The 12,581-nt window shown below is 39.0% G+C and carries 15 protein-coding genes; 1 reads left to right on the top strand and 14 read right to left on the bottom strand.

All coding sequences use genetic code 11. The features are described from left to right. Positions 1 to 117 precede the first annotated feature (117 nt). Positions 118 to 573, top strand: coding sequence for a hypothetical protein (locus PVK71_RS09010; RefSeq protein WP_274418084.1), 456 nt, complete (start codon positions 118 to 120; stop codon positions 571 to 573). A gap of 85 nt (positions 574 to 658) precedes the next feature. On the opposite strand, the gene nadA is transcribed toward PVK71_RS09010, so the two are convergent. The 14 genes from nadA to ruvA all read right to left on the bottom strand — a co-directional run bounded on the left by nadA (position 659) and on the right by ruvA (position 12,556). Then, a complete protein-coding gene (gene nadA, locus PVK71_RS09005) occupies positions 659 to 1,708 on the bottom strand; it encodes a quinolinate synthase NadA (RefSeq protein ID WP_274418083.1) in 1,050 nt (349 codons plus the stop codon). 111 nt (positions 1,709 to 1,819) lie between these two features. Continuing rightward, entirely contained in the window at positions 1,820 to 2,590 is a 771-nt protein-coding gene (ybgF, locus tag PVK71_RS09000) for a tol-pal system protein YbgF (RefSeq protein WP_274418082.1), read from the bottom strand. A 25-nt stretch (positions 2,591 to 2,615) separates the two neighbouring features. Continuing rightward, positions 2,616 to 3,179, bottom strand: a complete 564-nt coding sequence (gene pal, locus PVK71_RS08995; RefSeq protein ID WP_274418081.1) for a peptidoglycan-associated lipoprotein Pal — start codon at positions 3,177 to 3,179, stop codon at positions 2,616 to 2,618. A gap of 32 nt (positions 3,180 to 3,211) precedes the next feature. Next, positions 3,212 to 4,564 (bottom strand): Tol-Pal system beta propeller repeat protein TolB, encoded by a 1,353-nt coding sequence (gene tolB, locus PVK71_RS08990; RefSeq protein WP_274418080.1) that lies wholly within the window; start codon positions 4,562 to 4,564, stop codon positions 3,212 to 3,214. Between the two features lie 10 nt (positions 4,565 to 4,574). After that, the gene (gene tolA / locus PVK71_RS08985) at positions 4,575 to 5,603 is read right to left on the bottom strand and encodes a cell envelope integrity protein TolA (protein WP_274418079.1); all 1,029 of its coding nucleotides are present in this window, start codon (positions 5,601 to 5,603) and stop codon (positions 4,575 to 4,577) included. A 16-nt stretch (positions 5,604 to 5,619) separates the two neighbouring features. Next, positions 5,620 to 6,066 carry a protein TolR gene (tolR, locus tag PVK71_RS08980; RefSeq protein WP_130043246.1) on the bottom strand — a complete coding sequence of 149 codons (447 nt, stop codon included), beginning with the start codon at positions 6,064 to 6,066 and terminating at the stop codon, positions 5,620 to 5,622. Then, positions 6,066 to 6,749: a protein TolQ gene (gene tolQ / locus PVK71_RS08975; RefSeq protein WP_130043245.1), complete on the bottom strand. Its 684-nt coding sequence runs from the start codon at positions 6,747 to 6,749 to the stop codon at positions 6,066 to 6,068. The genes tolR and tolQ overlap by 1 nt, the downstream gene beginning before the upstream one ends. Continuing rightward, complete coding sequence (gene ybgC, locus PVK71_RS08970; RefSeq protein WP_130043244.1) at positions 6,739 to 7,149, bottom strand: tol-pal system-associated acyl-CoA thioesterase; 411 nt, start codon at positions 7,147 to 7,149, stop codon at positions 6,739 to 6,741. The genes tolQ and ybgC overlap by 11 nt, the downstream gene beginning before the upstream one ends. 183 nt (positions 7,150 to 7,332) lie before the next feature. Further along, entirely contained in the window at positions 7,333 to 7,635 is a 303-nt protein-coding gene (locus PVK71_RS08965) for a cyd operon YbgE family protein (protein ID WP_274418077.1), read from the bottom strand. Continuing rightward, positions 7,628 to 7,735, bottom strand: coding sequence for a cytochrome bd-I oxidase subunit CydX (gene cydX / locus PVK71_RS08960; protein ID WP_012550467.1), 108 nt, complete (start codon positions 7,733 to 7,735; stop codon positions 7,628 to 7,630). The genes PVK71_RS08965 and cydX overlap by 8 nt, the downstream gene beginning before the upstream one ends. A 12-nt stretch (positions 7,736 to 7,747) precedes the next feature. Then, entirely contained in the window at positions 7,748 to 8,884 is a 1,137-nt protein-coding gene (gene cydB, locus PVK71_RS08955) for a cytochrome d ubiquinol oxidase subunit II (RefSeq protein ID WP_151653002.1), read from the bottom strand. Positions 8,885 to 8,901: 17 nt separating this feature from the next. Beyond that, positions 8,902 to 10,488, bottom strand: a complete 1,587-nt coding sequence (gene cydA / locus PVK71_RS08950) for a cytochrome ubiquinol oxidase subunit I (protein WP_274418117.1) — start codon at positions 10,486 to 10,488, stop codon at positions 8,902 to 8,904. Positions 10,489 to 10,863: 375 nt separating this feature from the next. After that, on the bottom strand, positions 10,864 to 11,877 hold the full coding sequence (gene ruvB, locus PVK71_RS08945; protein ID WP_274418075.1) for a Holliday junction branch migration DNA helicase RuvB: 1,014 nt from the start codon (positions 11,875 to 11,877) through the stop codon (positions 10,864 to 10,866). 55 nt (positions 11,878 to 11,932) lie between these two features. Further along, positions 11,933 to 12,556, bottom strand: a complete 624-nt coding sequence (gene ruvA, locus PVK71_RS08940; protein ID WP_130086682.1) for a Holliday junction branch migration protein RuvA — start codon at positions 12,554 to 12,556, stop codon at positions 11,933 to 11,935. Positions 12,557 to 12,581 lie beyond the last annotated feature (25 nt).

Here is a 12,581-nt window from a genome sequence, read left to right as displayed (position 1 = left end):
TAGGTTTACCATTTTGCGCCAATTTATTTTAGTGCACTTTTAATATGATAAATAATTAGGCACTATAATAACCAGAAAACGAATAACATAAATTAAAAAAATAATTAGGAATATAATATGAGCTCAGCGACTAAAGAATATGGTTTTAACACTCCTCAGCGTTTATTTGTCGGCTATACACTAGCTGTTCTTGTTGATTTAACAGTATTGAATTTTTTTGATGAGTATTGGGACTTTGTTAATATTGAATCATTCACAATTTCGTTTGCTGCTGCCATCTTACTGCAGTTATTACTAAAACTCTCAATTAATGCAGAACATAGAATCGCTGATTACTTTAAAAACAAGCCAGGAACAGCACCTAAAATATATCGAGGATTAAGTAGTTATGTAATCTTGGTTGGTAGTAAATTTGTTATGTTAGAAGCGATTAACATTCTATTTGGTGACAAAGTATCATTTGATGGTCCATTAAACGGTGTCGTCGCTTTCTTTGCTGTGGTATTTACTATCCTAATTGCAGAAGTCACCGTATCAAAAATTTACTTTGCTCTAAGTGAGAAAGAAAAATAATTAAGACCTTTATCAAATAAGAATACTTCATAAATAAAAATGGCGACCACATTGGTCGCCATTTTTTATCAAATCGTTTATTCAATTACTTATTTGCGTTTAGCTGCTCAGCAAAATCTAACATGCGATTTAATGGAATTAAAGATTTTACACGGATCTCCTCATCAACAAAGATCTCATGCTCTGCACCACCTTCATTTAAGGCTTTCTCTATCGCTACAAGGCCATTCATCGCCATCCACGGGCAATGAGCACAACTACGACACGTTGCACCAGCACCGGCTGTTGGAGCCTCTAACAGTTCTTTTTCTGGAACCATTTGCTGCATCTTAAAGAAAATACCTTTATCGGTAGCTACAATCATTTTTTGCTGTGGTAGCTCTTTTGCCGACTTTATTAGCTGACTTGTAGAGCCAACTGCATCAGCTAATTCAACCACGCTTGCTGGAGACTCTGGATGAACCAATACCGCAGCATCTGGATGAAGCGCTTTTGCATCTTTCAATGCTTTTGCTGAAAACTCATCATGAACAATACATTCACCCTGCCATAACAGCATGTCTGCACCTGTTTTATTTGCAATGTATGAACCTAAATGGCGATCTGGTCCCCAAATGATTTTCTTATCTTCATCATCAAGGTGTTCAACAATTTCTAGAGCAATACTTGACGTTACGACCCAATCAGCACGTGCTTTTACTGCTGCTGATGTATTAGCATAAACAACGACTGTATGATCAGGGTGAGCATCACAGAACTCAGTAAACTTGTCAGCAGGGCAGCCTAGATCAAGTGAACATTCTGCATCTAATGTTGGCATTAAAATGGTTTTTTCAGGCGTTAAGATCTTTGCAGATTCACCCATAAAACGAACACCTGCAATGACTAATGTCTTCGCATCATGGCGATTACCAAATTTAGCCATTTCAAGTGAATCACCAACAAAGCCGCCAGTCTCTTCTGCTAATGCTTGGATCTCAGGGTCTGTATAATAATGAGCAATTAATACCGCATTTTTATCGCTAAGCAACTGCTTAATTTTCGCGATGTACTGCGTTTTCTCATCGGCGCTTAATTTGATAGGTTTTGGAGGAAAAGGATATACCGTATCGACGTGGTCTAAAATGTGGCCCATTGCTCAGCTCATTAATATCTTAAAATAATCTCGATATTATACGCCTTATGCTATTGGCAGCAAGTTAGAGGCAATAAAAAAGGAGCACTTCGGCTCCTTTTTAGTTTCTATTTATAACGATTTTAACTGATTATCAGCTGTTTTCGCTGTTGTGCTATCTGGATATTCAGAAATCACTTTTTGATAATATTTTTGAGCGGCAGCTTTATTGTTATTTCGTTTAGCAAGTTCACCTAATTTTAATAAAGCATCTGCGCGTTTATTTGAATCAGCATAACTTACTACTTTTGCAAAACTTTTTGCAGCTTCTATGTCATTTTTCTGAGCAAAATAAAGCTGTCCTAACCAATAATGTGCGTTTGAGCTATATACAGAGTCAGGATAGGCCGCAACAAAATCTTGGAATGCTTTGGTTGCGCCAGCATAATCTTTTTTCTTTAAGATTAAATCAACTGCATTTTGATATGCTTCGTTTTCATTGGTATCAGCAGAATAAGCACCAGAGGAACTATCAGTCGCTTCTGCTGGCGTTGTTACTGTTACTGGCTTTGCTGTTCTCAGTGTATCGATTTCAATATATAGCTGACGCTGACGTTCTAGCATTTGATCAAGCTCATAGCTATTACGTTCAACCATTCCACGCATTTCTGACAATTCTTCTGATAAACCATCAAGCTGCTGCTGAAGCTGAAGTTGAATTTGGTTACGGCTTTTTATCAGGCGCTCTAAACGCTCAATGCTCGCTGAAGATGCTGGAGCAGAAGAAGTAGAATTGGAAGTCGCATTTAAATCTGTGACTGGAGCAGGTGCGGCGACCACAAGGGTCGCCGCACTAGCCAGCAACGTAAGCGGAATAATTCGCTTAAGGTTACTGTATTTCATATAAGTCAGCCTTATAAACTATCGATTAGTATACTAATACTGCGCGACGGTTTTTAGCGTAATCTTCAGCTGTTTGACCAAGAACTAGTGGCTTCTCTTCACCGTAGCTTACGATAGAGATTTGGTCAGCAGAAACACCTAGAGCTTGTAGGTATTTAGATACAGCTTTAGCACGACGCTCGCCTAGTGCGATGTTGTACTCAGGAGTACCACGCTCATCAGCATGACCTTCAACAGTTACTTTGATTGCAGGATCAGCGCTTAGGAAAGCAGCATGTGCAGCAAGCATATCTTCGTATTCAGAAGAGATTGTTGAGTTATCAAACGCGAAGTAAACTGTTTGTACTTTACGAAGCTCTTGTTCTGCTTGAGCGCGAACTTCAGCTTCAGTCATAACTTCATCTACTTCGATAGAAGTAATAACAGCAGTGTCTGTTTGACCTTCAGCACCTGTTGTTTGAGTTTCTACGCCGTTTGTTGATTCTTGGCCAGCAGTACTGTCAGTTGCGCTGTCGCTAGAACTACAAGCAGAAAGAGCAACCACAGGCAAAGCGATTAAAAGACTCTTAAGAAGATTATTTAGTTGCATTATATTTTCCTTATTACCTAAATATTTAGTAGCTATAAAAATGGCGACCACGCTGGTGCCCTTACACGTCCGTTTGTCGCTGGTAAGCGAGCTTTAAAACGGCCATCGATAGAAACCATTGAAAGTATATTCTGTTTTCTATAAATGGAACTGTAAATCACCATGCCGCCATTTGGCGCAATACTAGGTGACTCATCCAGTAGTGTCTTGGTTAAGACCTGGACGGCACCAGTTTCTAAATCTTGTTTTGCTAGATTGAATCCAGTCTCTGAGCGATTCACCATGACAATAAACTTACCGTCTGGAGTAATCTGCCCACCAAGATTTTGACTGCCTTGCCAGGTTAAACGTTTTGTTGAACCGTCTTGTAAATTTACTCTATATATCTGAGGTTTACCACCCCGATCTGAAGTAAATATTAAAGACTTGTTATCAGGAGCCCAAAAAGGTTCCGTATTATTCGATCTTCCGCGAGTTATTTGACGCATTTTCTTCGTATCTAAATTCACGATATAAATATTCAAGCTTCCTGTTTTCGACAATACAATGGCTAATTCTTTGCCATCATGTGAAAAACGTGGAGCTCCATTATGACGTGGATAAGAAGCAATTAACTCTCTCTTACCCGTATAAATATTCATAATAAAGACTTGTGATTTTCTGTTTTCAAAACTCACATACGCTAATTTTTTACCATCAGGTGACCAAGCTGGTGACATGATTGGCTGTTTTGATTTTAGTACCAGGCGTTCGTTGTAACCATCATAATCAGCAATGCGTAATTGATACGGATATTGTGCTTTATCATTAACCACAACATAAGCAATACGAGTCAAGAATGCCCCTCTCTCGCCTGTCAATTTTTCATAAACGACATCAGAGATACGGTGTGCGTACTTACGCAGCTGTTTTTTCGATAGTGTTGCAACTTTATTTACAAGAATATGATCTTGAGTCAGTACCAATTCACCAGTGCTGTTAAGAGCCTTCGATTGACCTTTCGTTAATTGACCACGAACGACATCAATTAATTTATAGGTAACTTCGTATTTACCTTGAGCATTAAATTTCACTTCACCCGTAACAATCGCATCCACACCCATTTTAGTCCAAGCTTCGTAATTGATATCCGAATCTTTATAGGGTGTTTGAGGCATTTTATTGGTTGCTACTGGGCTAAATTTGCCACTGCGCTGTAAATCAGACGAGATAATAGCAGAAATATCTTGCGGTAATTTACCTTCACCATGCCACTTAAACGGCACTATTCCGATTGGCCTTGCAGAATCAATACCTTCTGTTATAACCAACTCTAATTCAGCTCTTGCTACTTGGCTAAATGTCAAACAAGCAACAAAGAGAGTTAATATCCATCGTTTTAGCACTTGAGCTTCCTTATTCTGGTTGAACCGTAAGGTTAATATTCGTTAATTTAGCAACAACATCTGAATCTTTTGGCATCGGGAATACATTGACTTTAGTTACCGCCGTTTTTGCTGCACGGCAAACTTGAGCATCTCCCCCTAATGTTGTCACAGATAAAAGTAACCCTGATGACGCTAACTTAATTTTTACTCTACAACTTTTACCTACATAGGTTTCATCAACCAATAGGTTCTGTTGAATCATTTGAGTGTAAATAGCGGCATGGCGATTCACTTCATCATCAATATGTTGCTGCTTAGCTGATGAGTTTTGAACTGTCTCATCTTCTAACCCTGCAAAAATATCATTTAGCGCTGCTTCTTTTTGCTTTCGCTCAGCTTCTGCTTTCGCTGCACGTTCTTTTTCTTTACGCGCTTTTTCAGCAGCTGCTGCTTTTTCTTTTGCGACTCTTTCTGCTTCTACTTTCGCCGCTTTTTCTTTTGCTTTACGATCCGCTTCAGCTTTCGCTGCGCGTTCTTTTTCTAATTGCGTTTTTTTTGCAGCCTCTTTTGCGGCTTTTTCTTTATCAGCCTTAATTTTAGCCTGTTTGGCAACTTCAGCTTTTGCTGCAGCATCCGCTCTACGTTTTCGTTCAACTTCTTCAGCAACAGCACGCTCTTTTTGTTCCTTCGCTTCTGCTACTGCTTTTTTACGCTCTTCTTCAGCTTCTCGAGCCGCTTTTTTCTCTTTAACTTGTTGTTCTTTTAGTTTTCGAATTCGATCTTCTTCCGCTTTTCGATTTTTTTCTAACTGAGCAGCTTGTTGTTTTAATCGCTTTAAACGCTCTTGTTCAGCACGTTCCGCTCGTTCTCGCTCTTGACGGATCTGAGATGCTTGTTTTGCAATCGTATTTGGATCGATCACAACAGCTTGGATAGTATTAGGCTTTGCTTTGTCATCCAGAGAAAAATCGCTGCCAAAGATAAGTGCTGCCACGAGCAACAAGTGCAACACGACAGATACAATAATAGCAAAAGTGTAATTATTATCCGATTTCATTAATGATTATTCACTTCTATTCCTTGAGATCGGTAAGTAATCCAACTTTACTCACCCCAGCACGGCTTAATTCATCAAGAACTAAAACAATCTCTGCATATGGCGTGCTAGCGTCCCCACCTACCGCAACGGGTGAATTAGGCTTAATGCTCAGCTCTGCTTTCACATTAGTGATCATCTCTTGCATTGACATAGGACGACGAACTTCTTGATTATCAACACTTAAGCCAAGGTTTCCATCTTTATCAATTTCAACAATGATAAATGTTGCATTAGGATCTTCACCCGCCATCGCTTGCGCCGATTTTGTGTTACTCATCTCTGGTAATTCAACATCTACCCCTTGAGTGACAAACGGAGCCGTTACCATAAAGATAATTAATAACACCAACATGACATCAATGTAGGGAACCACATTAATTTCAGCCGTTAATTTTCTTTTCTTTGGTTGATAGCCAGACATTATTTCTCCTGACTTGCCATTGCTTGACGATGTAAAATGCTTGAGAACTCATCCATAAAAGCAGCGTAGTTATGCTCTAACTTACCCACTTTAACACTAAGTCTGTTGTAGGCAATAACCGCTGGAATCGCAGCAAATAAACCCATGGCTGTTGCAACCAATGCTTCAGCAATACCTGGAGCAACCATTGCTAGTGTCGCTTGCTTTACTGCACCTAGCGCAATAAATGCATGCATGATACCCCATACGGTACCAAATAAACCTATGTATGGTGTTATAGAACCAACGGTTGCAAGAAAAGGTAAGTTGGTTTCAAGACCGTCTACTTCTCGCGAAACCGTAACGCGCATAGCTCTAGATGTTCCATCCATTACCGCTTCAGATGATGAACTCACTCGAGATAAGCGAGCAAACTCATTAAAACCAGAATAGAAGATTTTTTCAGTACCACTGATTCGGTCTTTACGAACTTTCACTTCATTAAACAGCTGTGACAAATCCATTCCTGACCAGAATTTATCTTCGAAACGTTCTGCGTCAATACGAGCAACAGCTAAAATTTTTGAGCGCTTGAAGATCATGGCCCATGATGTTACCGACAAACCTAATAGAATAAGCATCACGATCTTAACTAATAAACTAGCTTGTAGAAATAGATCGAGAATTGATAGTTCACCTGTCACAAGTTATCTCCGATAGTATAAATGATGGAATCGCTGTTGGTTTCATCTTTGAGTTATCAATACAGGCTACCTTAACCGTAGCTTTGCACAATACCTTCCCTTCAGAATTAACCAATAACTGACAAAAGGTTAGCGATACTTTTTTAAATTCTGTTATAGATGTTTCAACTTTGAGCTGTTCGTCTAATCGTGCAGCTTGAATGAAATCAATATTAATACTTTTTACAACAAATCCTATCGATTGCTTTAACAGTACTTGTTGAGAGACACCATGATGGCGCAATAATTCCGTTCGTGCTCGTTCAAAAAACTTTAAATAGTTAGAATGATATACAACTCCGCCAGCGTCTGTGTCTTCATAATAAATAGTGATAGGCCATTCAAACGTGTTGTTATCCATTACATTTTTCTCTTTTCTTATTGAAAAATCCGTTGCTAACTATAACCGATTTTTTATTAGCACCACTATAACAAATAAGAATTTTAGGCTATATCATCAAAAAAAAAGCAGTTTGATACTTAAATAAGTAACAAACTGCTTAGTATGCTGTTCCAATACACAAACTTTTATCGGTTTATCACTTTAGAAAAAATATAAATAACTAAAGTAACCTAATATTGCTATTGAAAAATACGGACTAAATATCAGCTTCCAAATCCATTTATGAGGAATAAAACCCACAGCAAAAATGAATGCAGTACACACTGAATAAATTAAGCTTGGGGCTAATAAGCCACTAAATCCGCCAATTTGCTCAGAATACACCCTTGGTTCCCACATCAGCATTGCCATGTGAAATACCGCAGCCGCAACCAACAATAATCGTACAACGATATTGTTGATTGGGCTGTGAACGCTGTCTATTTTGTCAGCGAGATTACTCACTGTCTTTATCCATCATTTCTGAATGCTCTAACCAAAGTGCATTAATGATTGCAAATGAACATGCTAGTAGCACACCTAGGATCCATGCGAAATACCACATAATAAATACTCCTTAGTAAAGAGACGTTTTGTTCTCTTCAATGAATTTAGAATCAAGACGACCAAACATTTTGTAGTACGTCCAAATGGTATAAGCAAGAATAATTGGCACCATGACGATAGCAACATAAGTCATTAATCGCAGCGTCAATTCACTTGATGTTGCATCCCACATAGTTAGACCATGATCTGGGTTAAAGCTCGATGGCATTACGAATGGGAACAATGCGAAACCAGACGTTAAAATAACACCCGCGTTCGTCAAGCTAGAACTTAAGAATGCTAGACCACCAATATTTGCACGAGAAGCAATAATAGTAACGATAGGCATAATCACAGCGAGTGCTGGCGCAATCCAAAGCAGTGGATATTCATTATAATTATTGAATAGCGCACCCACTTCACGAACCACTTCTTTATTTAGCGGATCAGAGGCTGCATTGTGGTCAAGAACCGTTGTAATCACATAACCTTCAATGCTTTGAGCCCAGAAGCCCGCGATAACAAACAGAACGATAACAGCAACGCTACAAATCATTGCTACATTACGAGAACGAGTATGAAGCTCTTCTGTTGTTTTCATCTGTAGCCATGTTGCACCTTGAGTAATGAACATTGCTGAACTCACTAAACCACAAAGCAATGCAAATGGGTTTAACAACTCAAAGAAACCACCATGATAACTCAGCATCATTAGGTTGTTTAACTCGAATGGTACACCTTGAAGTAAATTACCAAACGCAACACCAAAGATCACTGGTGGAACAAAGCTACCGATAAAGATTGCAGCATCCCACGCTGAACGCCAGCGTTTATCTTCAATTTTAGAACGGTAATCAAACCCTACTGGACGGAACCATAATGCTGCTAATGTTACGATCATTGCTAGGTAAAAACCTGAGAATGACGCAGCATATACTAATGGCCATGCAGCAAATAATGCACCACCGGCAGTGATTAACCATACTTGGTTACCATCCCAGTGTGGGGCAATTGAGTTAATCATAACTCGACGTTCTGAATCTGTTTTTCCGATAACAGGTACTAGTGCACCAACACCCATATCGAAACCATCTGTTACAGCGAAACCAATCAGTAATACACCGATCAATGCCCACCAAACAAATCGCAATACTTCATAATCAAACATTGCTCAAATCTCCGTTTTTATACTTCTACTTGGCGAGTTAATTTCGCTTCTGAATCTTGACCGTCTTTCTCAAAGTGGTAGCGACCTGTTTTTAGGCTGCTTGGACCTTTACGCGCGAATTTCACCATTAGGTAAACTTCAGCAATCAAGAATATCGTGTATAAGCCAATGATTGCAGCCATTGAGATTAAGATCTCTGTTGCTGTCAATGCTGATGCAGCTACGTGAACTGGTAAGATTTCACCAACAGCCCATGGTTGACGGCCATATTCTGCAACGAACCAACCAGCTTCAATCGCAATCCATGGTAGTGGCATACCAAATAGCGCTGCTTTAAGTAACCATTGTTTTTGACCAATCTTTTGACGACAAGTCTGAACAAAAGCAAAACCAAAGATAAGTAGCATAGCTACACCACACGCAACCATGATACGGAATGAGAAGAACAACGGCCATACTGTTGGAATTGAATCATCCGCAGCGGCTTTAATTTGCTCTTCAGACGCATCAACTACTTTGTCAGTATAACGTTTAAGCAATAAGCCATAGCCTAAGTCATGCTTAACGTCATCAAACGCAGCGATGTTTTCTGGTGTTTTCTCACCATTACGTAGTTTTTCAAGTAAACCGTAAGCAACCATACCGTTACGAATACGAAGTTCGTGTTGGTCTTTAAGATCGCGTAAACCAGTTACCTGCTTATCTAATGAACGCGTCGCAATAATACCCATAACATATGGGATCTTAATTGCGTAATCCGTTTCCATTGTTTCTTGATTTGGTAAACCAATAACCGTAAATGCTGCAGGTGCTTCTTCTGTGTGCCATTCTGCTTCAATCGCTGCAAGTTTCACTTGTTGAACTTCACCTAGCTCATAGCCAGATTCATCACCAAGTACCATTACAGATAAAATTGATGCCATACCAAAAGAAGCTGCAATAGCAAATGAACGACGTGCAAATGCAATATCACGACCTTTAAGTAGGTAGTAAGAACTTACACCAAGAACAAACATTGCACCACAGGTATAACCCGAAGCTACCGTATGTACGAATTTAACTTGTGCTACCGGGTTTAGTACAACTTCAGCGAAGCTCACCATTTCCATACGCATTGTTTCAAAGTTAAATTCTGCACCTACTGGGTTTTGCATCCAACCGTTAGCCACTAGAATCCAAAGCGCTGAGAAGTTAGAACCTAAAGCAACTAACCACGTTACTGTAAGGTGCTGACGTTTTGATAAACGATCCCAACCAAAGAAGAATAAACCCACAAAAGTAGATTCTAAGAAAAAGGCCATTAATGCTTCGATGGCAAGAGGCGCACCGAAGATATCACCAACATAGTGAGAATAATAAGCCCAGTTAGTACCAAACTGGAACTCCATGGTTAGGCCTGTAGCAACACCTAACGCAAAGTTAATACCAAACAATTTACCCCAGAACTTTGTCATGTCCTTATAGATTTGTTTGTCTGTCATTACATATAAAGACTCCATGATAGCCAGTAAGAAGGCCATACCTAAAGTCAGGGGAACGAATAGGAAGTGATACATCGCTGTCATTGCAAACTGCAATCGCGATAACTCCACTACATCAGTGATCATGAGAACTCCTTTGTGTCAGGCTGAATGACACAGTGCTTCCACACTTTTGGGTGAGCGTAATACTTTATATGGGCTTTAATATTTGTAACCGTATTAATAACCATAAAGTGTTACATGATTGTATAAAAACCGTTAGCTTAATGTTAAGCTTAACCTAATATAGAACCTGCTAATATTAATAGTAAAAATGCTTTCTTTCAAAAGGTTTGTCCATTTTTTGTAAGTTAATTACATCAAAATTTACATAACTGGCTATTTTTCACACTTTCCACATTTCTTATACGAAAAAGCGGATGATTTTGATCACCCGCTTCCATTCTACTGAGTTTTTTATTAATAGGGTATTACAAAATATGAATAGTAAATATTGATCTATTTATCTGGTTTATCAATTCCAAAATGTAGGTATGCACGCTCAGAAACGATTCTCCCTCTTGGTGTTCGTTGTAAGTAACCTTGTTGAATTAAGTAAGGTTCGATGACATCTTCAATCGTATCTCTTTCTTCACCAATAGCTGCAGCAATATTATCAAGACCAACTGGACCACCATCAAATTTTTCCATAATGGCTAAAAGTAACTTTCTGTCCATATAATCAAAACCTCGAACATCTACATCAAGCATATTCAATGCTTTGTCTGCAATATCTGAAGAGATATGGCTATCACTCATTACATCTGCATAATCTCGTACTCGACGTAACAATCGATTGGCAATACGTGGTGTACCACGAGCACGACGGGCAACTTCAAGAGCGCCTTCAGATTCCATTGATAAATTCAGGCAATCAGCACTACGCTGAACAATATATTGAAGATCATCGACTTTGTAATACTCTAAACGTTGAACAATACCAAAACGATCACGTAATGGTGACGTTAATGATCCCGCTCTGGTGGTTGCACCAATTAAAGTAAAAGGGGGTAAATCAATTTTGATTGAACGTGCTGCAGGGCCTTCACCAATCATAATATCTAATTGGTAATCTTCCATTGCCGGATACAGTATTTCTTCAACCACAGGGCTTAACCGGTGGATCTCATCAATAAATAAAATATCATTTTCTTCTAGATTTGTTAGAAGCGCAGCTAAGTCTCCTGCTTTTTCAAGAACAGGGCCTGAAGTTGTACGAATATTCACTTCCATTTCATTAGCAACGATATTCGCTAATGTTGTCTTACCTAAGCCTGGAGGACCAAAAATAAGTAAATGATCGAGTGGTTCATTACGCATTTGTGCTGCTTTAATGAAAATTTCCATCTGGCTGCGAACATGGTCTTGACCTCGATAGTCTTCTAATTTCTTCGGACGTATCGCTCGATCGATGACTTCTTCTTCACGAAAAACAGGGTTATCAGCAGCAATAAGGCGATCAGCTTCAATCATAAAATGGCACTCAGCGATTCAATAAATAAATAGTAGTAAAGAATAATGAAAATAATTAGATCATCGACTTCAATGATTCACGAATTAATGCTTCGCTTGTCATATCCGGTTTAGCTATTTGAGAAACAATTTTAGATGCTTGTACTGGCTTATAACCAAGAGATATCAATGCACTTACGGCTTCATCTTGTGCACTTTGAGGAGAAGAAATTAGATTAGAACCATCGTCCATTGGCGCAGCATCAGTTGCTGGAGTAAATAAATCACCAGCACCCCACCCTTTCAAACGGTCTTTCATTTCAACCACTAAACGCTCTGCTGTTTTCTTGCCAACACCTGGCAATTTTACTAATGTCGAAATATCTTCACGCTCGACACTTTGTACAAATTGGGATGCTGTCATTCCAGATAGAATAGCAAGGCCAAGTTTAGGACCAACGCCATTCGCTTTAATAACTTCTCTAAATAAAGCTCGTTCTTTTTTTGTATTAAAGCCATATAACAATTGAGCATCTTCACGTACTACATAGTGAATATAGATGATCGCTTCAGTGCCAATCTCAGGTAACTCATAAAAACAACTCATTGGCATTTGGACTTCATAGCCAATACCACTTACTTCAATTAATAATTCGGGTGGTTGTTTTTCTAATAGATTTCCACGAAGACGTCCGATCACAATAGATACTCTTTAAAATAAATTA

This window comes from Aliivibrio sp. S4MY1 (assembly GCF_028765545.1).
Taxonomy (GTDB): Bacteria; Pseudomonadota; Gammaproteobacteria; order Enterobacterales; family Vibrionaceae; genus Aliivibrio.
The sequence above is the reverse complement of the archived record's forward strand: the minus strand, read 5'-3'. Positions and strand labels throughout refer to the sequence as shown.